We start from the raw sequence: 22,889 nt of genomic DNA on the forward strand, positions 1-22,889 counted from the left end.
TCTGCCAAACTCACAGGTGCACCGCGGTCAGCGCTGTAGCAGGCGTCGCCACCAGGCAGGCTTCGGCTCCGAAACCGGTACGCATACAGCAAGAGGGGCTGAAGGTCCATCATGCTGCGCGGCTTGATATGTGGCGAGCAAGGCACGCAGTTCGGCAATCTCCCGTCGGAGAGCTTCCAGCTTGTGATCCGGCGCGGGCGCAGTAGGCACAGTTGGGTGCTCGTCGTGCTGCGCGGCTTGATACGTAGCGAGCAGGGTGCGCAGTTCGGCAATCTCCTGCTGCAAAACGTCGGACTTACGTGCCCCGTCTTCCTTTGCGCGGCGCTCGTACTCAGCGCGCTTGAACTGAAGATCGGCCGCATCGTTTAGCGATAGGGCAATCTGAGTATCGTTGCGCTCAGCCAACACCAAGGCGACCGAGACCTCAGCATGCCTGCGCTCGCTGATGGTCCGTTGCAACTCTGCTTTAAGCTGATCGACAAGCGCTTGCTCACGTTCGAGTAAGTCCTCCAACTGACTGATTTTACTCTTCAGTTCATCAGTTAGACGGTAATCGGCGCGCAGACGGCGCAGCTCCTTTTCTAACTTCTCCGCCTTTGCTCGCTCCCGCGCTAGATCCTCCCACAACTTTTTCTCAACTTGGCTCAGCGACTCGACCGCACGCTGGAGTTCTGCGGCCTTTGCACCGAGTTCCTCTTCACGCGCCGATAGGACATCAGGCAGGCTTGAGACCTTTTCCCGCTCCGCTACTGCATAGCGAGCTTTCTCCCACATATCCAGCACGGCCGGGTCAGTGACACGGCAGGTGAGCAGGATCAAGCGCACCTGGACGTTTCTCGGCAGCCTCTTTCCGTTAATGATGTCGGAGATGCTCGATGCGGACCGGAGGCTTGCACCTCGGACCTCCTTCTCGAAGCCCTCCACGTACCGCACCACATCGCCGTAGGAGCGGTCAGCACGCCTGAGGACCTCCCTCAACAGGCCACCGAACTGAACTCTCGTCTGAGCCGAAGCCGGATTCAGGTCGCCGATGTCCGGAGGCGGCGGTTCCACGGCGGGAAGCTCCGCGTTGACGCGTGTGACCACGGGTTTTCCTCACAGAAGGGTACTGGTGTCGTATGTGAGTCGGAGCATGCCCTGTTGGCGTTACTGCGTTCTGTCACGTTCGCCGAACGAAGTCGAACGTTCGACGTTGTGCGCGAACCTCGTGAACGCTGACGCCAACAGAAATCCTCGTCATGGCAGCCCAATCAACGCCAAAGACGGAGGAAACCATGCACGAGATCATTGCGACCGTGACAACACCGCTGCTCGACCTGTGTACTAGCGTCGTGCTCCTCATTGCCGCAGTCGAGCGACTGCGCGGCGAAAGATCGAAACGACAGCAGAACCGCAGCAAAGACAGCGAGTGATGTCCTACTCTGATCAGAGACGAGCAAGCTAAACAGAATTACTAGATAACCGCACGGCTGGGCATGGTCACCACACAGGCGCGACCATGCCCAGCTACCGCACTTCAGGCGGGAATGACAGCGTCGAGCAAGTCGGAATAAGCGAAACACGCGAACGGAATCGGAAGCTAGATCGCAGTCTGGATCGCTACACCGAAAACGAAGCAAGCCGCTTTTGCTGCCGCTGTGAGCCCACCTGAGCCGCGAGCAGCCGCGCACGTTCAACGTGCGCGGCTGCCTCATCTTCGGCGCCGTTCGCCATAAGTACCTGTGCGAGATCCACCCGAAGCGTCGTCTCTGCGCGCGCGAAAGTCGGATCAAGGCGCCGAAGAACATCGGAGAGCACCTCGATCGCCTCTCGATCACCGAGTCGAGCGAGCGCGTTGCCGCGCCACCGAGCAAGATGCGTCGAATCGAACACCAGGTAAGGCGTCTCTGCACCGTTGACGCATGCCGGCATCGATCGCAAAGCATCATCGAACGCGATCAGGCAATGCGCGCGCTCGCCGCTCGCCGCACACGCCTCGCCGTAGCCAGCGGAGAGCCATGAATAGAGCAGGCGAGGCACTCGACCATGCGCAAGTTCGAGTGCGTGCCGTGTCAGCTCCACAGCGGCGCCAGCTTCACCGAGGTCGAGCAGAACCACGGCCTGCCCAGCACACGCGTACGCCTCTAGCTCAACCGACCTAGCTTCCCGTGCGGCAGCCTTCGCGGTGTCGTAGTGGTTCCACGAATCGTTGACCAATCCCTGATCGAGCGACTGCCACCCGGCAAGCGCAGCCGCGTCAACCAGGAGTTCAGCGAGCGCTGCCCGGATCGGCTGATCGAGCACGTCTCGAAGAACGCGCTCCATGTGATCGATCTGCGCACACAACTCGCTCCGCAAGGCGGAGGCGCCCAGCTTCCGATCTATGACCCGCGTGATGTCGAGCTTCTGCCTCATCAACCCGACGGTGTCCATATCGAGGGCACGACCGGCTGCGAACCTCGCCCGCAGGGCAAGCTCGTCTTCAGTAGCCGTGAGGGTGACTTGTTCGACGGGCTCCAGCAGGCGTTCGATCGGCACGCCCAGCATCTCTTCGAGAAGGCGCCCGGTCGCGGCCGTGACTGGTCCCAGGCCGCGCCCGTCGTCCCGCTTGCCGGACGCCAAGCGGCGCACGTGCCGTGGGCTGATCGTTCCTTTCAGGCCGTGGTCGCGCGCGAACACCTCGGCAGCCTCGCTGAACTCTTCGGCGGTCTGCCTGCGTTGCCGCAGCAGCTCGCCGAACAGCGTGTGTGCCCGTTCTTGCCCGCGTGCCGAGCCCATCGGTCGACCTCTCATGCGCCAATGTCAGCGTTGCTTAGCCCAGGTCCAATCATGGCACGCTAGGTCAATACCAGGTCATTTACACCTCGCGCTGCCGAGTGAACGCTGATGTCTGCGGTTCCGGCAGCAATAGGCGAGGTGATGAGGTGCAGTCGAACGAGGACTGGTGGGCAAAGGCCGCCCTGGCGCAAACACTGATGCAGGCTCACGAGGCGCTCAGCCGTGCGCGTCCGAATCCGGCTACGCAGGACCTACGCCTGTGGCGCGACTACTACCTGCGCAGCGCGGCCATCTACACCGAGGTCGCTCAGATCGACCGGGGTCACTTCCACGAAGCGACGGCATGGGCCACGTGCGAGCGTCAACGCGGCGAAGCGCTCGACCGGCAGATCAAGGCCGATGCCGGCGCCGCATCGTCGGCGGGAGAGGCGAGCTGACATGGCGCAGAAGCTCACCGCGGGCAAAGCAAGCCTGGAAGTGCGCGCACTGAGCAGGGTCGTGTTGGGGTGGCGCCACCTCCGTAGCTGGTCGCTCGCGGAGTTGGGTGAACTGGTTGGCTACTCGGCGGCGACGCTCTCTCAGATCAGCAGGGCCGTGATACGTCCGTCGCCCAGCGATGTCCTGAGGATCGGAGCCGCGTGCCGCGCACCCGACGACGAGATCGAGCTTTGTGCTCGTGTAGCGCAACGGGCAAACGACCCTCAGATGTGGGACCGGATCAACGGTGACGCGTGGGCTCGTCTGGTGTGGACGCCTTGGAACGTCATGCTGGAGGCCACGGAACTTCTGATCGTGGCGACCGACGCCGTTCCTGAGCTGTTCCGCACCAACGCCTATAACGAGATGCTGCGCAAGTCCGGCGCCGTAGCCGGCTGCCTCGATCTCGGCTGGCAGCAGGACGTTTTAGCCCGGCTGGACATGGACGCCAAAGAAGCGGCACGACCAGGTAGCCACGGCCCGCTGTGCGTGCGCCTTCTCGTGACTGAGCCTGTTCTCACGTGCAGCGTCGGCGGAGTCCCCGCCATGATCGAACAGCTTGGGCGCCTGGAGGACCTGACCGAACGGACGGGGTTCGACCTCAACATCGTCAACGGCGATGCAGGACCGTACTTCGGCATGCAGCAGTCGTTCACCGTCATGCGGTTCCGAGCACCGCGTTTCGATGACGTCGTCCTCACGCGCACCCTGCACGGCGGCGACACCTGGCTTGAGTCCGCTGCTGATTGCGAGCCCTACGAACGTGCTCTTCTCGCGCTCAACAACGTCGTCAGAACACGAGAAGAGTCGGCCCGTTGGCTAAGCCAGGCATCGCTGGCTCTGTAAGAACCTCTGTCTGACAACAACTTCGAACAGCGTCAGCGTCGGCTGCGCATGACCACTGCCCAGGCGGGAAACTGATCATGCCAAAGAGAGTCTCCACCGTCCGCGGTCGCGAGTTCGGGGCAGGAGTTCGAGCGGCGATCGAGAGCACCGGACTTCCCTCGCGTGAGATCGCCAGGATCATGGGCTGCGACGAGGCCAAGGTCTCAAATGTCCTGAACGGCAAGGGTGGTTTCACGCAGATCGAGGTTGCTCAACTGCTAGGAGTCTGCCGGACCCCGGCGCCGGAAGTGGCGCACTTGATGGACCTGTTCCCGATGCGACACCACGGCGGCGGCTGGTGGCAGGAACATGGCACTTGTCCACCCGTCATGGTACGGACGGCGTTCGAGAACCTGCAGGTGGTCGAGACGCTCGTCAGCTGGCACGCGACCATGGTGCCGTTCTTCCTTCAGACGGCCGACTACATCCGCGAGGTGCTCCGAGCGTCCGCCACGATCCCCGCCGATGAACTCGAAGAACGGGCGAAGGCGCACCTCGCGATGCAGCGGGCGCTGCCCAATAGCGCGCGGCGCCTGTTCTTCATCCACGAGTCGGCGTTGCGCCTGCAAGTCGGTAGTCCCGAGATGCACGCGTGGCAGATGCAGCACCTCGCCGTCACGGCGAACCAGCCGAACACCACGATCAGGATCGTCCCCGCAGCACGCGGCGCACACGCCGGCATGGCGGGGCCGTTCACACTGCTGACCTTCGGGAAGTACGCACCGCTGGTGTGGGTGGAGCTGGAGAACTCCAGTTTGTTCGCCGAAGCCGAGGACGCGGTCAAGGGCTACGACACCGTTGTCAGTGCACTCATGGACACCAGCCTGGATGAGGACGAATCCAAGGCGTTGATCGCCGAGTTGTCCGAGAGCGCATGGGTTCATGCGGACGAAAGCGCAAGCTTGCAGGCGCCTTCGGTGGGACCGCTCCCGCCCGTGCCGTAGATGGCACACCTCAAGCGGCCAGCCCTGGCGACCTCCGTCACGCCTCCGCCAAGGCTGGCATCCGAAGGCCGTCGCGGTAGCCGATTTCACGTCATCGGGTACCGCGACGGCCGCGTGTGACGGGACTACCCGTCACACGTCACACCCGTCACGGCGGATCGTTCGCGCAGGTAGAGCACCGTTTCGGACCCGTCACAGGGCTTGTGACGATGTGACGGGTTGGTGGGACGGGCTGTGACGGGTCAACGCTCACCGTCGATCACCTCGCCGTCAAGGACGGACGCGTCCCGCAGACGTTCGGCAGCGGCGAGCAGATCCGCGACGGCATAGCCGCGTACCTGCTTCACCCCGTCAGTCGTCGCCACGCGGTCCCGAGTCGACCGGCACCCCAACTCGACCATGTCTCGTCCGAACGCCGTCCTCTGCAGTCCCAACGCCTCGACAAGCTCGGACGTGGGAAGGAAGTCGCGGCCGTCAGCACCCTCCCCGAGATACTCCACAACGGACGCCAACGGCTCAGGCAGTTCAACATCCGTTGCGCGAGTGGCCTCCGCGGACATCGGCGCACCACTCCCGATCGCCTTCGCGACGGCCGCGTGGTCGAGCATCGGCTGTGCTTCCTGACCGGCCGCGTGTCCGGTCAACGTCCCCTCTGCCTCACGCAGCCCACGGCCGCGCTCGCACAACTCCCTCCAGTCCTCGTTCGGCATGTAGAACGTGCGCACGGTCAGCGCGAGTACATCGGCACCAGCTTCCGTCTCGCCGTCCGGCCGCAGGATGCCCACGCCCTTGTGCGACGGCAGCAGACGGCTGCTGTCATAGCCGCGTGTGTTCATCTGTTCGCCCAAGACGATGTTGCTGTCACGCCAGTCGATGACCCGAAGCGCGAATCGCGAGCCGAGCACCGCGCGCAGCTTGGACGGGATGGTCTTGCTGTCGGGACGCTGCGTAGCGAGCACCAGGACGAGCCCAGCAGCCGGCGCCTTCTTGGCGAGCCACGTCAGCAACTCGCCGATGTACTCCCCTGCCGTGAGCTTCTTCCCCTGCACCTCGACAGGTGTGCGATCTTCGAGCGGTAGTTGAACCTCATCGATGAAGACAGCTGTGATGGGCATGTCCAGTGCTCGATCCCGAGACATGTCCGGCGTGACCTTCGACTCCGGGCACGTGAGGTCGTCCAGCTCCTGCATCCGCCGGTAGCGACCCTGAACCTCACCCACGAGTTCCACGAGCCAGTCGACGAGCGCCAGCACGTGTTCGGTGTCGTCGCCGGACATGAACCGGTGAGCAACCTGTGCCGCTGAAATCCAGTCCTTTCCTGCCTTGAAGTCAGCGACGTACAGCCGGACGTGCGGGTCCAGGATCAAGGCCGCTGCGACCAATCGAGCGGCCATCGTCTTGCCCTGCCTGGGGATCGCGCCGATGAGCAACGACGTCCACACCAACGGAAGGTCGATGCGCCGGTCACGAGCATCCCGCCCGAACGGCAACGGCCGCCACGCGTCCCACCTCTGCACCGCGAGCAGAGGCGTCCGCATCGGAGGCGCCGCGTACGGGTCCTCGTCCGCAACCCACATCGCGACCCGGCCGGCATGGCCGCCGTTCCCCCGGACACGCTCCACGATGAGCTGCACCTCATCGACGGCGAGCGCGGAGGCCAGAGCGTCCCGGTTCTTCACCACGTCAGCCGCCTTGCGGGTGGCCGGTAGGTCCACGGTGATGGCCCACCCGTCGCCCTGCCTGGTCGCCCGCTCGACCAGACGCAGCGTCTCATCCTTCCCGATCAGCTTCGCGTCCCGGAACGCGTCCACGAGCACCTGAGGGTCCATCGTCCACGTCAGCGTGCGCGGACCGGCGAGCACCGCCTTACGCCCCGGACTGCCGTCCTTCCGCCTACCGAGGACAGCGAGCGCCACGGCAATGACACCGCCACCGATCCACAGCACCCGGTGCCCGTACACGAGATCAACGACGGCGCCGACGATCGCCGCGCCGACGACCACGGCCCCGGTGACCTTCCACCGGAAGAGCGTCAGTTCACGGATGTCCCCGAACTTGTCCGCGAGCTTCTCCGACTGCTCGGCAGCCTCTCGGTAGTCCCGCACGGTGACCCATGACCTCCACCACCTGATGCCAACCACCAGGCCGCGCACCACGGCCCCGAGGAACCGGAACGGTGAACGCAGCAGGGCCACGACGAAATCCTTCGCGGCCTGCACCGCGTGAACGCGATCCTTCGCCCACAGCGGCACACGTGGTGAACGCTTCCACCAGTTCATGAACCGGCGCACCCACGTGGCGCGCCATACCTGCGGACCGTCGTTCACGAACTCGCCTTCGGGCACCGCACGCACCGGCAGACGCGGGTCCGTGACGGCCAACTCCTGGTCATCCACGCTCATGGCCGTCACCACCTTCAGAGAACTCCGCCGCGAGTGTTGCGGCCAGACGTGATGAGAGACCGCGCGAGCAACCGGTGACCTCGCGAACCCACGCAGGGCTCACCACGACTTCAGGTGTCCACACTTCGCGAGCCTTGGCTAGATAGTCCGCAGAGGACACGCGTGTGGACTTGTTCGCGTTGGGCTGCTTCACCTTTGCGCGCTCAGGACTTGTCACAACAGCCGCCGGAGGCTTGGCCGCGGTGACCGGTGCCGTCCGCTGTTCCGCCTCCGTGAACGCTACGGTCACGGCCTCCGTGAGCTTGTCTCGCAGGTCCGTGACAGCCTCCGCCGCGACGAAGACCACGAGCGGCGGAACGGAGTGCAGCACCACCCCGGACACCGAACCTGCTGCCCATGAGTGCCATGTGTTCATGACGTACGTAGCAGCGAGCGTGAACCACTTCGCACGACGAGTCCACGAACCTGTGCGTACCCGGTACCGCGCGGTGACCTGCTCCGCCCGAAGGATCGCCAGCAGCACCAGCGACACGGTGGGATCGAGCAACCACGCCGCGAGCCACGGCAACGACCACGCCGGCGTGCCCGCTGCCGCGAAGCTCTGCACGTTGGTCATGGTGAAGCCGAGACCAAGCACGATCCCCGCCCAGCACAGCCGGTCGACCTCAGCCCGAACCCGTTCGACGCGAAGTGCGACCACGTCAGGGTGCGTCGCGTAGGCCCTCAGTTCTGCTGCCTCCGCCGCATCTGCGGCGAGCTGCTGCGCTGCCGGGGCGGCGGGCAGCCGCCCGAAGGCGGCTACCCCTTCCCGAACCCGAGTGACCGCGTTCATCGCCGATCACCTTTGCCATGCGGACTGTCGTAGGAGGTGATCGTGAGAGCGCGAGTCAGCGTGTACGCGGCGAACAGCGCGGGAAGGCCCAGCACCACGAGCAACAACACGGTGTCGCCCCGGTGCGTGATCACCACCCACTGAACCCCGACGATGACGCCGGCCATCACAAGCACCCGCCCGGTGAGCGAGAGCAACCGGGCACCCGTACGTGCTGCGTTCGCCGCAGCCCTCGCCCTACGGGCGCTCGCTCGCCAGATCCACAGCACCACAACAACGGCACCCAGCACCGCAAGGACCTGCGTGGGAGTCAGGTTGATCGTCACGACGGCTCACCGCCTTCACGACGAGCCCGCCACACGCGGTAGAGCGCGCGTCGATCGTCCTGCGACAGCCCACCCCACACACCGGCCGTCTCCGCACCGGCCGTGCGCAGCTCCAGCTCCAGGCACACGTTGCGGATGGGACAGTCCGCGCACAGCCGCGCGGCCAACTCCCGATCGGTCAGGTTCTCGTTCTGCCACTCCGGCTCGTCCTCGTTCGCCCACAGCCACATGCAGACGCCGTCTCGTGTCACGATCTCCAGCAACACGTCATTCGGGACCTTGGCGTAGCGGTCGAGCTCAGCCGCGATCACCTCGTAGTAGTTCGCCGGGTTCACCACGCACCCCCGGCCTTGGCCTCGAACTCACGAGCCGACCGGCGCTCTGCCGTCATCCGCGCAACGTCAACGACGCTGCCGGACTCCGACGCCTGCCGGACGATTTCCTCCACCGCACGTGCAGGGATCACGTATCGGGTGCGCAGACGCACTGCCGGGAACGCGTCCTCTCGGATGGCCCTGTAGATGGTCGCGACGTCCACGCGCAGGATGCGCGCAGCCTCCGCGACTGTGTAGAAGATCGGCGGGTTACTCCCCGCCGTACTTGACGTAGTCATCAGATGTAGCCCTTTCGAAAGACTGATTTCTTCTCCGAAAGCGCTGACGTTGGCGTTGATTAGCCTTGAATTGCCGCCGATGTCAGCGCTAAGCCCGTTTCAGAGCAAGAGCGCGCGCTAACGTCGGCGCTGAAGGCGGAGCCCGGAGGCGTACGTGACAGAGGATTGGTCGGCAGTCGCGGAGGCAATGAACGCCCGCGCGGCAGAGCTGGCTTTGAAGCAGAAGGAACTCGCGGAGAGATCCGGGGTCTCGCTCGCGATCGTTCGAGAGATGCAGCAGGGACGAATCCAGCGGCGCCGGAACCCACGAACGCTCGAAGCTCTGTCGATCGCCCTCGACTGGCACCCGCAGCACCTGGGAGCGGTGCTGCAAGGGAAAACGCCGCCCGAGGCCGACTCGCCGGCCACGACCGGAGACGACCCGCTCGTCCCGCTGCTCAACACGATTATTCGAGAACTCCGCGGCCTTCGAGCCCAGGTCGGAGCGCTCACAAATCGTCTCGATGACGCAGGCCGACGAAAGGACTAGCTCACGTTCGCCGATTTGTTTCGGTATCGCTGTCATGTGAACAGAAGACAGCCGGAGAGGGGGTCAAAATAATTGCCAGCGGCTATCACGCCGCTTGTTAGGAGGAGTTAGGTCCGCAGGTCACGACCGTTGGGGAACGGGGGGACGTGGCAGCAAAGAAGCGCGGTGAGCAGCCTCGATCGAGGCTGCGGGCAGTCCGCGACGAGCTGGGGTACACGCAGGCACAGGTGGTCAGGTTCTTCCTGGCGCGTGGACAGCAGATCGGCGGTGCTCAGGCGACAGAGCAATCAATGCTCATCATGATGTCGCGCTGGGAGAACGGTCACGTAGAGGTGACCGATCCCGCCTACCAACGGTTGTTCCGAGAGTTCTACGGACGAACCAACGAAGAGCTTGGGTTCCCACCCGAGATCGAGAACCAGAGCGCCGAAGAGCTACGCGAACGACTGATCATCGCGCGCAGCATCGATCCCGCGACGCTCGACATGTTCCAGCGGCAGGTCAACGACCTGCGAAGCTCGGACCACAAGTTCGGCGCCGTAGTGGTCCTGGACCAGCTGAACAGCCTCGTCCGGCAGATCGAGGACTACCGCACGTTCAGCGTGAGTTCGCGCCACCGCGAACGCCTTGCCGCGATCCTCACAGACGCGCGGACGCTTGCAGGCTGGACGGCCCTTGATAGGGGCTCACAGCTTCAGGCGTGGCAGTACCACGAGGACGCGAAAGTCTCTGCGCGCGAAGCAGATTCGCCACACCTCCTAGCGCACGCGGCCGCACAGCAAGCGGTGATCCTGCTCGACATCGGGCAGCCGGCCGAAGCCGTCGAACTACTGGAGTACGCGCGATACGTCGCGGAGAACCGCGCGCCATCGCTGCTGCAATCGTGGCTCGCCGCGGCGCACGGAGAAGGGCTCGCCGCTGACGGTCAACGGGACGCGGCACTGCGTGCGTTCGATGACGCAAGCTCTTTGCTGCCAACAAATCCCGTCGATCCCGAGATGCCCTTCTTACTTCTGAACGACGGGCAGCTCGTACGTTGGCGCGGCAGCTCGCTTCTGCGGCTGGGAGATCAGGACGCGATCAACCAACTTGAAGCCGCAGTTCGAGGTCTCGCCACGCCTGGGCTCAACGCCGTACGCGGTCAGACCAACCTGTATGTGGATCTCGCCTTCGCGTACGCCGCTGCCGGCGACAGTCGGGGAGCACTTGAGTACGCACGCACAGCACGACAGCTTGCGTCCCGCATCAAGTCCGATCGCCAGCAACGACGCCTCGCGACCCTAGAGCTACCTGTCCCTCGTGGACGCTCCGACCGCACGTGAAGCTAGGTAGTACAAGAGAGGCACGATCGCACCAGAGCCCAGCACTTCACCACCCCGAACGAGATCAAGCACTCGATCTACAGGGATCCACTCGATTCGCGCGGCCTCCTCTCCGTCGGTGGGTTCGCCTACTTTCTCGGCGTTCCTCCAGACGTAGGCGTCCACCGGAGCATCGATGATGCCTGGCAGGGGCTGGAAGGTACCGATGTGCTCGGGATCGCCGACGGGCCGCCAGCCTGTCTCCTCCTCAGCTTCGCGAGCCGCAGTCGCAGCTGGCGCCTCGCCCTCTTCCACAAGTCCGCCAACCAGCTCGTAGCCCCACTGGTCAACAGCAAACCGGTAGCGCCAAAGAGTGAGTACTTCCTCACGATCGTTAATCAAGAGCGCTACGGCGACGTGGTCGAGCTGAACGACGTGATGCTCAAATCGACTGCCGTCCGGCGGCTGGACATCGACGAGCTTTACTTTCACCCAGCGGTTGTCGTATACGGAACGCTCGCCATGAACAGTCCACCTGAGTTCCTCTGGATACTCCGTCACTTGCTTAGCCTAACCTCACCACTGCGGCCCTACCAGGCTTCAGACGCTGATTCCTGACGCCGGTCGTGATCTCTGAGCCCAACACGACATGCCGGAGCCACACCTACCAAAGCGAATGGGGCACGAGGGCTAGAGTTCCAGCAAGCACAACAGGCGTTTACGGCAGGTGAGCGACGGCTTACCGCCTGCTGCAGAGGGGGCAACGTGGCCCGCATGAGCGGACAGAACGACCAAAGCGAACTGATCGTCGACCGCGAAGTCAACGCAGCTGACGAAGATCGTTTGAGCCATGCGCTCATCGCAGCACAGCTTGAGCAGCTGACACTAACCGTGCCCACACCATCAAATATTGCTCTTTATGGTGCATGGGGCTCCGGCAAGAGCGGAATTGCAAACCTACTGCAAACGCGCCTGAAGGGTCATAAGGGAGTTCGCTTCGTCCGATTCGACGCATATAAGTACGCAGAGAATCCTCTCAGGCGCAACTTCATTAGTGTGACCGCGTCAGCACTTGGCATCACTAAGTCTGACTTCCACGGTGATCTATACTCTGGCCGAACCACGACAGACTACGGCCTCCCGAAGCACGGCCTGCTCAAGCTAGTCGGACTCTTCTCGTGTATTCTCGCAGCATGCGCTGGCCTAACCTTAAGCGTGGTCGCCGCGCTATCAGCATTTCAGCCAGATCCATTCTGGACAGCCTTTGCATCCTCAGCAAAGACCGCAGCTACAGCCACATTGCTGCCAGCCACTATTCTTACCGCAATCATTGCGTTCGTAGGAAAAACGTTTGTCGTCGAGAAGAAGATCGAAAAGGCCGACAGTGACGAGCAGTTCGAACGAGTATTTCGCAAACTTATCGAGACAGCAAAAGTCGATCGTCTCATTATATTTGTAGATGAGCTTGACAGATGCTCACCAATCAACATCGTGTCGACGCTTGATGCCGTTCGCACCTTTCTGGATGTCGAGAAGTGCGTTTTCATCGTCGCAACGGACCAGCAAGTTCTTGAACAGGCGCTTACCACCAGCCTCAAGCAGGCCACGCCAGCAGACACGGTTAACCCGTACTACAGCACAGGCACAGCCTATCTCGACAAAGTCTTTCAGTATCAAATACCTATTCCGCCACTGCTGCCGCAGAGCATCACCAGGTTCGCAGCAGACCTTGTCCGCGCGAGACCAGGGCTATGGCGAGAGATCGATATCGATCTGATCGTCTCAGTGCTGATCCCTTCTCATGTCCGCAGCCCGCGGAGAGTAAAGAACCTACTAAACGCTTTCGTTCTGGCTTATAGACTTGCTGAAGCGAGGCAACAGGGATCTCTTTTGTCCACGGATATTAAAACTCGGGTCGACGAAATCGCACGGCTTGTATGTTTCCGAGTTGAGTTCCCTTTGTTCGCCCGCGACCTCCTAATCGACGCCAAGCTACCTGAGTACATCCTATATCGGATTGACGACCAGAGCGACGATTGGGAACGATTCCCGAATGTCCCTCCCGCTACGCGACTTCTGGTTGACCGCTACGTTGCACGTGAGCAACCGGTTGACCTTGTGCTTGCAAAGCATGAATCACCAAGTGATGTTGACGACTCATCGTCCAGCAACGCAGCCGGCGACCGCGAGCTTGTAGTCCAAAGGCAAGGACAACAGCTCATTGACTACCTATCCAGGACCCGGTCGGTCCTAGGGCCAAGGCGCGACCTTATTCACGTCCAAAGTTCAGGCAACGTCTTTGACCTTGACGGAGCTACTGCAGACTCTATTGACCAGTTCGCACAAGACGGGTCAATCAAACGCCTACGTCAGATTTTCGAGAAGCTGAGCAGCGAAGAACGCACCTCTGCGGTCGCCTTCTTGATTCAGCAAGCCCGCTCCGCCATTGGCGTAGAAGCCGACAATATCGCGCGCTCAGTACTTCACGTAATTGCACTAGATCAATCGGTACTAGGCGAGCGAGCAGATGCGCTCGTAGAAGCACTTGCGCCAACGCTCGTAGGATCGTCCAACGTCGTAGACGCCGACACGCTTGCAGGAGCTTGGCGACTTTCCCTAGCTAGCGATAGGGCTGGAGCACGCTCTCTTCGCAGCAAAGTTCTCGAAAGCAGCCTCCTGAAGTCGCACTATGAGCTCTTCTTCTATGTGGTCCGAGACGCTAAAGCTGCGCTAAGCGTCGCCGAGAACGACTTCGTCCAGCTAGTTCTTATGCACCTCTTTTCAGACATTCACGAGAGCGCAGCCAATGTCCTCTCATCTCTTCGCGAAAGCGACACAACTGCCCTCGTGATCGCATTGGAAGAGCCGCTGAGCGATGCGCTGTCAATGGCCTTCAAGGCCGCAAAAGAGCTGGAAGGAGAACAAGAAGAAGCGACAGCAACACCCAGCACTCAAGCAAAAACGAAACAACCGACCCCAGAGATGGTACTTAGCTCAGTACTCTCCTGGATTACGGCACTGGGGCGCAACGACTCAAGGCCCGCTGCGGAATATCTCATTCGAGCGGTTCTTCAGGTCAACAACCAAGAGTGCCGAGACGGCATCGAGAATCTCCTGCCAGACTTTGGCCAAGTAAAAGATGCAACGACTGCCACAGCCTTGCTCGTTTCTTCCCGCCGACGCATACTGAGCCTTTGGGTGCACTGGTTGCAAGCACTTGACGAAGTTGCACTGGCTGACGAGCACGTCGTTGTCTCGCTTCGCGCACTGATAAACGAATTCTGGAATAAAGCATTTTCCGATAAGAACCCACCCAGCCTGAATGCAATCCACAACACCGCCTCGGCCTGCGCCCGCCTAATCGGGCGTATCCCTAATGATTCAGTGGCAGAAACCCTGAAAGTTCCGGTCGACCTGGGCGAGGTTGCTACAGATGATGCAACGGCAGCGGAGCGTGAACGCAAGCTGCAGGTCGCTGAAATCCTCATGAAGGAAGCCATCGCTGATATTGCACCAATCTTCGCTGCAGAGGCTGACGCACTCGCCGAGTGCCTACAGGCCGACCTCTCACAGCAAGAAGAAGATTCCGCGCTAGTCAAATACGTGTTTTACAGCGGCCCGAGGACGGTCACAGGATGGGCGCCTGAATTTTTTGACGCAAGCGAGCCCGTTCAGCTCAAGGTAATCCAAGCGGTTGATTCTTGCGAATGGCTTACGCCAAGCACTCGCATTGCCCTTCAGCTCAAGTGCCGACTTTCACATAAGGATTTTGCGTCAAGCCTTGCTAGTCAGCTCCCCACCGCCGCAGACCTGACCAGAATAGTCGCCTCAAGCGACCTAGATAGCGCTGAGACGTTCACCAACTGGATCACAGTAGCGAAGCCAGGACCTTCGGAGGTGGCCGAACTATTGGGCTTTGGCACCTCAGTTACTAGTTCGTCAGCGGTGCTCAACTCGATAGCTGAGCGACGTCGCTCGATGAGCCCAGCAGAACATCAAAAACTCGTTTCAGTGCTACTGAGTGGAGCCGATCAACCTGTTCATTCGGATGCCGTACTGAAGTCAATTGGCCTACAGGAAGCGCCTCAACAGTTCCTATCCGAGCTATTTATTGCGCGTTACCAGCAGAGCACAAACAACACTCAGCGCCGACGCGTTCTTGAACTCTGGAAGAAGTCAGGGCTGACGAGCTCATCCGCGCGACGCTCGCTTGTGGAGCAAGTATTGATTCCCCTCGCTTCGCTTAACTCCGATGGGAAGAACAGCAGCGCCGCGGACCTTGTCCTTGAATTTCTTCCAGATCTAGCTTCTCCGATTCCGAACGGAACACGGCGCGCCATCAGCGCAGCAGTCATCGGGGCCGCGAGCGACAAGAAGCTCAAGGACCGCACGGTCAAGGTGCTTGAACGCATGGGGTACCCAACGAAGCGCGGCTTCTTCCCCTGGCAGCGCGAGATCGACGAGTCCAGAACGTAGACGCTCGCAGCGGACTGTTGCGGTCCAAGCGCGTGGTGCGGATCGTGGTGCGAACTGTGGCCGAACCGAGACGATGCAGGCCATGGTGCGAGCTCGTTTGGCCATATCGCAGCAGGTAGACACCCTGTCTCAGCGCGATCAGCACATTCCTAAACCGTGTGTCGCAGGTTCGAATCCTGCCTGGGGCACCACCTTTCGCCGGGTGAAATCAAGCTCTGACCAGCGGCAACGCGGTCGGAGCTTGATCTTTTCGCCCCCAAAGCCGCTCACGGAGAACGCAGCGCCGAACAGCGTCAGCCACCAGAGCGCACGAAACGGATGTAAGGCTCGTAGGCCGAGAGGTCGCGGTCAGGCTCATAGGTGCTGAGGTAGTAGTAGTCGGCCACGATGTTCGCCTGCTGCTCGGTGTTGAAGTCCGCGAAGGTCTTGCCGCGCAGGCCTTCGACGCCGCCGTAGTCGTAGAGGCTCTTCTTGAAGAAGCCCGCGATGGCGGTGGGCAGGAGGCTGAGGACGCCGCGCCCGTGCTGGTACTGGTAGGCGTGGGTCAGCTCGTGGACCAGCCAGCGTTCGTAGCGGGCCTGGTGTTGCGGGGTGGTCAGGACTCCCCTGGGGAACGTGACCAGGCGCGGGAGGGTGCGGGCCACGCCGAAGCTGCCGAGGGCGCCGCCTTCGGCGAGGGTCAGGGCGCTGATGTCGAGGGCGTCGCCGAACACCTCGCGGGCTATCGAGGCCTCGCGGGACTCCAGGTTGCGGCGGAAGACTGGTCGGAACACCACGGCTGCTCCCTGTGTGCGCATCGGGATGTCGATGGTAGGCAGGAAGCGGGTGCCCACGAACTGCGGAGCGAGCTCAGGTCACCGGGCCGGTGAGGCGGTAGCGGATCTCCTTCAGCTCCTTGCCGTCCACGGTCTCGACCTTCTCGTGGCCGTCGGCGCGGAAGCCGAGGAGCTCGTAGAAGCGGCGGGCGCGCGGGTTCTCGTCGAACACCCACAGCACGACGTCTTCGTGGCCGGCGAGGGCTGTCCTGGCCAGTTCGCGGGCAGGCCGGTGCCCTGGGCGGAGGGCAGGACGTAGATCGCGTGCAGCTGGGAGGTGGCGTCGGGTTCGCTGGACGGGCCCACGCAGATGAAGCCGGCCACGGTGTCGTTGAGCAGGCCCACCCACACGCCGCCGTGTGGGATCGAGCGCTCCCACATCGACGTGCGGGCTTCTGTGGAGAGGTTGTCGAGCTCCGAATCGGGGACCAGGCCGCGGTAGGCGGACTGCCAGGTGCGGACGTGCACCGACGCGATGGCCGGAGCATCTGCCGGCACGGCTGGGCGGACTGTCATGGTTTCCCCCAATGGCATGATCGATCGCATGCGCATCATCGTTGACGCGGACCCCGGGATCGATGACGCCCTTGCTCTGTACTACCTGCGCGACCGGCCCGAGGTCGAAATAGCCGCCATCGGCACGGTGCACGGCAACGTTCCGGTGGAGCTGGCCACGGCCAACGCGTTGCGGCTCACGGAGCGCCTCGGTCTCGACGTGCCCGTGGCCACGGGGGCCGCGAAGCCGCTCGCGCAGCCGCTCATGACGGCCGAGGACGTGCACGGGGCGGACGGGCTCGGCGGGTACGCCGGTGACGAGCCCACGACCAGCCCCACCGGGCAGAGCGCCGCCGAGCAGCTCGCGGACCTGGCGCGGCGGAACCCCGGTGAGTTGAGCCTGCTCGCGATCGGGCCGCTCACCAACGTCGCGCTGGCGCTGCAGATCGAGCCACGGCTGCCGCGGCTGCTGGACAGGGTCGTGGTCATGGGTGGTGCGCTCAACGTGCCGGGCAACATCACCTCCCACGCCGAGGCCAACTTCTGGCACGACCCGGAGGCGGCGGACCTGGTCCTCGCCGCGGGCTTCGAGGACCTCACGATCGTCGGTCTCGACGTCACCATGGAGTGCCACGCGCCAGCCGAGTGGCTGGAGGCGCTGCCCGGCGACTGCTACCCGCGGCGGATCCTCGGCTTCTACGCCGACTTCTACGGCAGCTTCCTGGGCAAGCGGGGGTTCGTGCCGCACGACCCGCTCGCCGCCGCGGTCCTGGTCGAACCGGACCTCGCCACGTACCACGAGGACCGGTTCGCCATCGAGCTCACCGGGCGGTACACGCGCGGCAAGATCGTCGCCGACCAGCGGTTCCTCGCGCCGGACAGCCCTTTCGGCCGTGACATCGCCACCGAACGCACGAAGGCGAAGTACGCCGTCACCGCGCGGACCGACGTCTTCCTCGACCAACTGAGGCGCGCTGTGACACAACCATGACGAACCGACGACGGAACCCGGACGAACAGCCGGGACCGTCGGAGGGGTGAACGTCCACTCGAAACGATGGCTCGCGGTCTCGGGGGCCGCCGTGGTCATCGCCGCGGGTGTCGTGGCCGGGGGTTCGTACTGGCGGCTCGAGAGCAACCTCGAGACCGTCGACCTCGCTCGGGAGATCACCCACCCCAGGCCTCCGTCGACGCCCGGCCGCCCCCTCGACGTCCTGCTGATCGGCAAGGACGACGACCGGTCCGACACCGCGATGGTCGTGCGGCTCGACGCGAAGGGCGACCGGGCCCGGGTCGTCAGCATCCCGCGCGACACGATGGTGCCGAGGCCGCGGTGCGGGGACACCCCTCCGGCCGCGATCGCCATGTTCAACAGCGCGTTCTCCACGGGCGGTGCGGCGTGCACGGTGGCGACGGTCGAGCAGCTGAGCGGCATCCGGATCGACCACTTCGTGCAGATCGACTTCGGTGGATTCCGCGACGTCGTCGACCGGCTCGGCGGAATCGACGTCACCCTGCCCGAGGCGATCGACGACGACAAGAGCGGACTGCGCTTGCCGGCCGGGCCGGCGAAGCTGAGCGGAACGCAGGCGCTCGCATTCGTCCGGACCCGGTACAGCATCGGCGACGGGAGCGATTTGAACCGCATCAAGAACCAGCAGCTCTTCATGCGCGCGTTGAGCGAGAAAATCGCGAACGAGAACTGGCTCGCCAGTCCGCGGAAAACCTTCGAACTCGCCGACGTGATGACGAGGTCCGTCGTCACGGACACCGGCATCGGGTCGGTCGCGGAACTGGCCGGCCTCGCGGGCAAGCTCACCGCGTTGAGGCCGGACGCGATCACCTACGTGACGCTGCCGACCGAGGCCTACCCGCCGGACCCGAACCGGGTCCGGCCGAAGCAACCGGAGGCGGACGCCCTCTGGCGGGCCGCCTGACCTAGCAGGCCGCGCCCTGCCACTCGCGCGGTCCGGGCCACGGCTGAGGAGACCCCCAGCGCTCCTCAGCCGTGGAAGTTCTGCCCCAGTCTGCCTCTGCCACTTCGACGGTCTCCCGATCTCGTGAGGGACGTGCGGTCGAGGTTGTCAGACCACCTCGTTATGGTGGGTTCCTGACAGCTCGTCCGGTGCGTGCGCCGCAGCTCAGACGGGCGGTACGCGTTTTCCGGACCGGAGGGGGGAGGCCGCTTGGGACCCCGTGGCGTCTTCGCGGAGCGCTTCGCGCTGCTCTACGCGGAGGCGGGAGACCCTCCGCTGAAGCGGGTCACGGAGTCGGTGGCGCGCGCCCGCCGGACGGACGAACGGGGCAGGCCGCTGCGGGTGCCCGCGCAACGGGTCAGCGACTGGCGGCGGGGGCGCAACGTGCCCGCCCGGTTCAGCGGGCTGAGCGCGGTCCTCGAGGTCCTGGTCGGCGAGGCCCGCAAGCGCAGGCCGCAGCCGGTGATCGACGGTCTCTACGAACTGGACGGCTGGCGCGCGCTCTGGGAGGAGGCGCTCGCGAGCCCCGCCTCGGAGGCGGAAACACCCTCTCAGGAAGACAGCGCGGTCTGCCCGTACATGGGCCTGAGCGCATTCGGTCCTGACGACGCGAATTGGTTCTTCGGCCGGGAAAGAGCGACGGAAGCACTTCTCGGGCGAATGGACGAAAACGGCATCACAATGCTGGTCGGCGCCTCCGGGGCCGGCAAGTCGAGCCTCATGAAGGCAGGCGTGATACCGCGCCTGGACAAAGAGGTCGTCGTCATCTCCCCCGGCACCGACCCGTTGAAGGAGCTCGGGCTCCGGCTGCCGGAACTGGCGCACGCGCTGGAGGCGGCGGCCGAGCAAGACCTGCCGGCCGGCTTCGCGCACGAGGTGCAGGCCGCGGTCGGGGACAGGGTGGTGATCGTCGACCAGTTCGAGGAGGCGTTCACGCTCGGCGGCGACGAGGACCGGCTGCGGGTCTTCGTGCAGGCGCTGCACGTGGCGGCGGAGAAGACGGCGGTCGTGCTGGGCGTGCGGGCCGACTTCTACGGGCGCTGCCTCGACTTCCCCGAGCTGTCCGAGGCGTTGCAGAGCAGGCAGATGGTGCTCGGCGCGATGTCGGCCGCCGAGGTGCGCGACGCGGTGACGAACCCGGCCAGGGCCGCGGGCCTGCAGCTCGAGGCCGGTCTGGTCGACCTCATGCTGCGCGACCTCGGCACGCACAACCGCCGTGGCAAGGACGCCTACGACGCGGGCGCGCTCCCCCTGCTCAGCCACGCCCTGCTCGTCACGTGGCAGCGCAGGCAGGCCGGGCGGCTCACGATCGCGGGCTACCGCGCGGCCGGCGGCATCCAGGGCGCCGTCGCCGCCACGGCCGAACGCGCCTGGGCCGACCTCGACGAACCGGCCAGGGCGGCCGCGCGGCAGCTGCTCCTGCGGCTGGTCAGGGTGGGCGACGACACGCAGGACACGCGCCGCCGGTCGAGCCGCCACAGCCTGCTGGAGGCGAGCACCAACCTGCCCGCCGCCGAACGGGCGCTCGAGGTGCTGACCCACGCGCGCCTGATCACCGCGGACGCCGGCGCGGTGGAGATCACGCACGAGGCGCTGCTGCAGGCCTGGCCCCGGTTGCGCAGCTGGATCGACGAGGACCGCGCCGGCAACCTGACCCGGCAGCGGCTGGAGGAGGACGCGGCCACCTGGGCCGCGCACGACCGCGACTCGTCGTTGCTCTACCGCGGCGCACGGCTGGAGGGCGTGCGGCAGCAGCGGGGTGTCACCACGGTCGCGAAGGAGTTCGTGCGGACGTCAGAGCGCCAGCACCGCAAGAGCGTCTGGCTCCGCCGCAGCGCCATCTCGCTCGTGGTGGTGTTCGCGCTGATAGCGGCCAGCGCGGCGGTGATAGCCGTCCGGCAGCGCAACGACGCGGTGTTCCGGCAGGTGGTGGCCGAGGCCGACCGGCTGGCCGACACCGACCCGTCGGTGGCCGCGCAGCTGCTGCTCGCCGCCCACCGGATGCGGCCGGACGACCTGGACGTGGGCTCCAAGCTGCTCGCGAACCAGCAGACGCCGCTGGCCGTGCCGCTGCAGGGCCACACCGGCGCGGTCTACCTGACGTCGTTCACGAAGGACGGCACCGTCCTCGCGACGGCGAGCTACGACCGCACGGCCCGCCTGTGGGACGTGCGCGACCGCTCGAACCCGAAGCCCCTGGCGGTGATCAGCGGCCACACCGACTGGCTGACGTCCGCGGTGTTCTCGCCGGACGACCGGGTCCTCGCCACCACCGGCAACGACAGGACGATCCGCCTGTGGGACATCGGCGACAAGGCGAACCCCAGGCACGTCAAGACGATCGAAACGGGCAACGGCACCAGCTACCTGCTGGAGTTCAGCCCCGACGGCAGGACGCTGGCCGCGGCGAACGAGGACAAGACCGCGCGGCTGTGGGACGTCAGCGACCCGGCGGACCCGAAACCGCTCGGCGAACCGCTGCGCGGCGCCACCGCCGCGGTCAGGACGCTCGCCTTCACCCAGGACGGCAGGACGCTCGCCACCTCGGGCGACGACCAGACCATCCGGCTCTGGGACGTCGCGACCAGGACCCCGGTCGGCAAGCCGATGTCCGGCCACACCAACGGCGTGCACTCGGTGACGTTCAGCCCGGACGGCCGCCTGCTCGCGTCCGCCGCCGACGACACGACGGTGCGGCTCTGGGACGTGGCGACGCAGGCACCGGTCGGTGATCCGCTCGTCGGCCACACCGCCGGCGTGTGGTCGGTGAAGTTCAGGCCCGACGGGCTGGTGCTCGCCTCCGGCGCCGTGGACGGCACCGCCCGGCTGTGGAACGTCACCGACCCGGTCAACGCGAACCAGATCGGCAAACCGCTCGCGGCGCCGAGCGGTGGCGTGTTCGCGGTCGGCTTCACCCCGGACGGCCGCACGCTCGCCACCGGCGCCGGGGAGAACTCGGTGCGGCTGTGGTCGTTGCCCGAGCACGTCGTGCCGGTCCCGGCGGGCAACGCCGGGGTGGTGTCGTTCAGCAGGGACGGCGAGCTGCTCGCGACCGCCGACGGCACCGGCGGCAAGGACGGCAAGACCGCGCGGCTGTGGGACACGACGGACCCGTTCAGGCCCCGGTTCCTCGGCTCGGCGAAGGTCAGCCCCGACCGGGGTTCCGTGCGGGTGCAGCTCAGCCCGGACGGCAAGGTGCTCGGCACGTTCGCGGGCGAGAAGACGCTGCAGCTGTGGGACACGAGCGACCCGGCTCGGATCACGCCGCTCACCGAGCCGATCATGCTCGGCACGAGGTTCGCGAACCAGCTCGTCTTCTCCCCCGACGGCAAGCTCCTGGTGACGAGCGCCGACGACGAGTCGGTGCAGCTGTGGGACGTCAGCGATCCGGCGAACCCGCTCGAGCTGGGCGAGCCGCTGCCGGGCCACGACGGCTACGTCAACGACACGGCGTTCAGCCCGGACGGCAGGACCATGGTGACGGCGAGCAGCGACCGCATGGTGCGGCTGTGGGACGTGACCGATCCGGGTGCGCCACGACTGCTCGGCAAGCCGCTGGAAGACCACCACGAACCCGTGCAGCGCGCCGTCTTCACACCGGACGGCTCCACGCTGGTCACCGGTGGCACCGACAAGGCGATCCGGCTCTGGGACGTGCGCGACCGGGAGGAGCCGGTGGCGATCGGCGTGCTCACCGGGCAGACCCAGCAGGTCTTCTCGCTCTCGGTGACACCGGACGGGAAGACGCTCGCGAGCGGCAGTTCGGACAAGACGTTCCGGTTGTGGGACATCTCCGATCCCGCGAGCGCGACCCCGCTCGGCCAGCCGATGGCGCTCGCGTCCGGCGCCGAGCCGAACGTGCAGTTCCGGCCGGGCACCAGCGTTCTGGTGCTGTCCGGCACGGGCGACGGCCTGCTGCGGGCGTGGGACGTCGACGTCGCGCACGAGGCGGAACGCATCTGCGCCACCACGAGAGGAGCGCTCACGGAGAAGCTGTGGCAGTCGCGCCTGCCCCAGGTGGAGTTCCAGAACCCCTGCTGACCGGCGGCAATCCGCTCAAC

General features: G+C 64.7%; 20 protein-coding genes and 1 pseudogene. 10 read left to right on the plus strand and 11 right to left on the minus strand.

Annotation, left to right across the window (positions count from 1 at the left end; all coding sequences use genetic code 11):
• Positions 1–27: 27 nt before the first annotated feature.
• Complete coding sequence (locus L6E10_RS17170; protein ID WP_236220504.1) at positions 28–1,086, minus strand: hypothetical protein; 1,059 nt, start codon at positions 1,084–1,086, stop codon at positions 28–30.
• Between the two features lie 188 nt (positions 1,087–1,274).
• On the opposite strand from L6E10_RS17170, the gene L6E10_RS17175 reads away from it, so the two are divergent.
• Positions 1,275–1,412, plus strand: a complete 138-nt coding sequence (locus L6E10_RS17175; RefSeq protein ID WP_236220505.1) for a hypothetical protein — start codon at positions 1,275–1,277, stop codon at positions 1,410–1,412.
• A 187-nt stretch (positions 1,413–1,599) separates the two neighbouring features.
• Here L6E10_RS17175 and L6E10_RS17180 read toward each other — a convergent pair whose 3' ends face one another.
• Positions 1,600–2,757: a hypothetical protein gene (locus tag L6E10_RS17180; RefSeq protein ID WP_236220506.1), complete on the minus strand. Its 1,158-nt coding sequence runs from the start codon at positions 2,755–2,757 to the stop codon at positions 1,600–1,602.
• Between the two features lie 146 nt (positions 2,758–2,903).
• Here L6E10_RS17180 and L6E10_RS17185 point away from each other — a divergent pair, with 146 nt between their 5' ends.
• The 3 genes from L6E10_RS17185 (at position 2,904) to L6E10_RS17195 (ending at position 5,063) form a co-directional block, all read left to right on the plus strand.
• Positions 2,904–3,194: an AMED_5909 family protein gene (locus L6E10_RS17185; protein ID WP_236220507.1), complete on the plus strand. Its 291-nt coding sequence runs from the start codon at positions 2,904–2,906 to the stop codon at positions 3,192–3,194.
• Position 3,195: 1 nt separating this feature from the next.
• Positions 3,196–4,080, plus strand: coding sequence for a Scr1 family TA system antitoxin-like transcriptional regulator (locus L6E10_RS17190; protein ID WP_236220508.1), 885 nt, complete (start codon positions 3,196–3,198; stop codon positions 4,078–4,080).
• A 77-nt stretch (positions 4,081–4,157) separates the two neighbouring features.
• Positions 4,158–5,063 carry a Scr1 family TA system antitoxin-like transcriptional regulator gene (locus L6E10_RS17195; RefSeq protein ID WP_236220509.1) on the plus strand — a complete coding sequence of 302 codons (906 nt, stop codon included), beginning with the start codon at positions 4,158–4,160 and terminating at the stop codon, positions 5,061–5,063.
• Between the two features lie 242 nt (positions 5,064–5,305).
• Here L6E10_RS17195 and L6E10_RS17200 read toward each other — a convergent pair whose 3' ends face one another.
• The 5 genes from L6E10_RS17200 to L6E10_RS17220 are packed head-to-tail and all read right to left on the minus strand — an operon-like array spanning position 5,306 to position 9,236.
• The gene (locus L6E10_RS17200; RefSeq protein ID WP_236220510.1) at positions 5,306–7,465 is read right to left on the minus strand and encodes an FtsK/SpoIIIE domain-containing protein; all 2,160 of its coding nucleotides are present in this window, start codon (positions 7,463–7,465) and stop codon (positions 5,306–5,308) included.
• Positions 7,452–8,297, minus strand: a complete 846-nt coding sequence (locus tag L6E10_RS17205; RefSeq protein WP_236220511.1) for a hypothetical protein — start codon at positions 8,295–8,297, stop codon at positions 7,452–7,454. Before L6E10_RS17205 ends, L6E10_RS17200 begins: the two co-directional genes overlap by 14 nt.
• Positions 8,294–8,623 carry a hypothetical protein gene (locus L6E10_RS17210; RefSeq protein WP_236220512.1) on the minus strand — a complete coding sequence of 110 codons (330 nt, stop codon included), beginning with the start codon at positions 8,621–8,623 and terminating at the stop codon, positions 8,294–8,296. Before L6E10_RS17210 ends, L6E10_RS17205 begins: the two co-directional genes overlap by 4 nt.
• Positions 8,620–8,958, minus strand: coding sequence for a WhiB family transcriptional regulator (locus L6E10_RS17215; protein ID WP_308102806.1), 339 nt, complete (start codon positions 8,956–8,958; stop codon positions 8,620–8,622). Before L6E10_RS17215 ends, L6E10_RS17210 begins: the two co-directional genes overlap by 4 nt.
• Positions 8,955–9,236 carry a helix-turn-helix domain-containing protein gene (locus tag L6E10_RS17220; protein WP_236220514.1) on the minus strand — a complete coding sequence of 94 codons (282 nt, stop codon included), beginning with the start codon at positions 9,234–9,236 and terminating at the stop codon, positions 8,955–8,957. The genes L6E10_RS17215 and L6E10_RS17220 overlap by 4 nt, the downstream gene beginning before the upstream one ends.
• A gap of 154 nt (positions 9,237–9,390) precedes the next feature.
• Here L6E10_RS17220 and L6E10_RS17225 point away from each other — a divergent pair, with 154 nt between their 5' ends.
• Together L6E10_RS17225 and L6E10_RS17230 are read left to right on the plus strand one after the other, a co-directional pair.
• Positions 9,391–9,765 carry a helix-turn-helix transcriptional regulator gene (locus L6E10_RS17225; protein WP_236220515.1) on the plus strand — a complete coding sequence of 125 codons (375 nt, stop codon included), beginning with the start codon at positions 9,391–9,393 and terminating at the stop codon, positions 9,763–9,765.
• Between the two features lie 146 nt (positions 9,766–9,911).
• Complete coding sequence (locus L6E10_RS17230) at positions 9,912–11,087, plus strand: tetratricopeptide repeat protein (RefSeq protein ID WP_236220516.1); 1,176 nt, start codon at positions 9,912–9,914, stop codon at positions 11,085–11,087.
• Here L6E10_RS17230 and L6E10_RS17235 read toward each other — a convergent pair.
• Positions 11,052–11,627: an NUDIX domain-containing protein gene (locus L6E10_RS17235; protein WP_236220517.1), complete on the minus strand. Its 576-nt coding sequence runs from the start codon at positions 11,625–11,627 to the stop codon at positions 11,052–11,054. The genes L6E10_RS17230 and L6E10_RS17235 overlap by 36 nt on opposite strands.
• A gap of 213 nt (positions 11,628–11,840) precedes the next feature.
• On the opposite strand from L6E10_RS17235, the gene L6E10_RS17240 reads away from it, so the two are divergent.
• On the plus strand, positions 11,841–15,542 hold the full coding sequence (locus tag L6E10_RS17240; protein ID WP_236220518.1) for a P-loop NTPase fold protein: 3,702 nt from the start codon (positions 11,841–11,843) through the stop codon (positions 15,540–15,542).
• A gap of 293 nt (positions 15,543–15,835) precedes the next feature.
• On the opposite strand, the gene L6E10_RS17245 is transcribed toward L6E10_RS17240, so the two are convergent.
• From L6E10_RS17245 to L6E10_RS41200, 3 genes and pseudogenes are all read right to left on the minus strand, one after another.
• Positions 15,836–16,318 carry a hypothetical protein gene (locus L6E10_RS17245; RefSeq protein WP_236220519.1) on the minus strand — a complete coding sequence of 161 codons (483 nt, stop codon included), beginning with the start codon at positions 16,316–16,318 and terminating at the stop codon, positions 15,836–15,838.
• Positions 16,319–16,391: 73 nt separating this feature from the next.
• The gene (locus L6E10_RS17250) at positions 16,392–16,538 is read right to left on the minus strand and encodes a hypothetical protein (protein WP_236220520.1); all 147 of its coding nucleotides are present in this window, start codon (positions 16,536–16,538) and stop codon (positions 16,392–16,394) included.
• 56 nt (positions 16,539–16,594) lie between these two features.
• A pseudogene (locus L6E10_RS41200) lies at positions 16,595–16,912 on the minus strand (N-acetyltransferase family protein); the annotation flags it as partial.
• On the opposite strand from L6E10_RS41200, the gene L6E10_RS17255 reads away from it, so the two are divergent.
• The 3 genes from L6E10_RS17255 (at position 16,902) to L6E10_RS17265 (ending at position 22,869) form a co-directional block, all read left to right on the plus strand.
• The gene (locus tag L6E10_RS17255; RefSeq protein WP_236220521.1) at positions 16,902–17,843 is read left to right on the plus strand and encodes a nucleoside hydrolase; all 942 of its coding nucleotides are present in this window, start codon (positions 16,902–16,904) and stop codon (positions 17,841–17,843) included. The pseudogene L6E10_RS41200 and the gene L6E10_RS17255 overlap by 11 nt on opposite strands.
• Positions 17,844–17,889: 46 nt before the next feature.
• Positions 17,890–18,789, plus strand: a complete 900-nt coding sequence (locus L6E10_RS17260; protein ID WP_236220522.1) for an LCP family protein — start codon at positions 17,890–17,892, stop codon at positions 18,787–18,789.
• 249 nt (positions 18,790–19,038) lie between these two features.
• Positions 19,039–22,869, plus strand: coding sequence for a hypothetical protein (locus L6E10_RS17265; protein WP_236220523.1), 3,831 nt, complete (start codon positions 19,039–19,041; stop codon positions 22,867–22,869).
• The last annotated feature ends 20 nt before the right edge of the window (positions 22,870–22,889 follow it).

The organism is Lentzea sp. CC55 (genome assembly GCF_021056325.1).
In the GTDB taxonomy this organism is placed as follows: domain Bacteria; phylum Actinomycetota; class Actinomycetes; order Mycobacteriales; family Pseudonocardiaceae; genus Lentzea; species Lentzea jiangxiensis.

Coding starts and splice junctions, on each gene's coding strand:
- L6E10_RS17175 (WP_236220505.1), top strand. CDS start 1,275: ATGCACGAGATCATTGCGACCGTGACAACACCGCTGCTCGACCTGTGT.
- L6E10_RS17180 (WP_236220506.1), bottom strand. CDS start 2,757: ATGGGCTCGGCACGCGGGCAAGAACGGGCACACACGCTGTTCGGCGAG.
- L6E10_RS17190 (WP_236220508.1), top strand. CDS start 3,196: ATGGCGCAGAAGCTCACCGCGGGCAAAGCAAGCCTGGAAGTGCGCGCA.
- L6E10_RS17195 (WP_236220509.1), top strand. CDS start 4,158: ATGCCAAAGAGAGTCTCCACCGTCCGCGGTCGCGAGTTCGGGGCAGGA.
- L6E10_RS17200 (WP_236220510.1), bottom strand. CDS start 7,465: ATGAGCGTGGATGACCAGGAGTTGGCCGTCACGGACCCGCGTCTGCCG.
- L6E10_RS17205 (WP_236220511.1), bottom strand. CDS start 8,297: ATGAACGCGGTCACTCGGGTTCGGGAAGGGGTAGCCGCCTTCGGGCGG.
- L6E10_RS17220 (WP_236220514.1), bottom strand. CDS start 9,236: ATGACTACGTCAAGTACGGCGGGGAGTAACCCGCCGATCTTCTACACA.
- L6E10_RS17240 (WP_236220518.1), top strand. CDS start 11,841: ATGAGCGGACAGAACGACCAAAGCGAACTGATCGTCGACCGCGAAGTC.
- L6E10_RS17255 (WP_236220521.1), top strand. CDS start 16,902: ATGCGCATCATCGTTGACGCGGACCCCGGGATCGATGACGCCCTTGCT.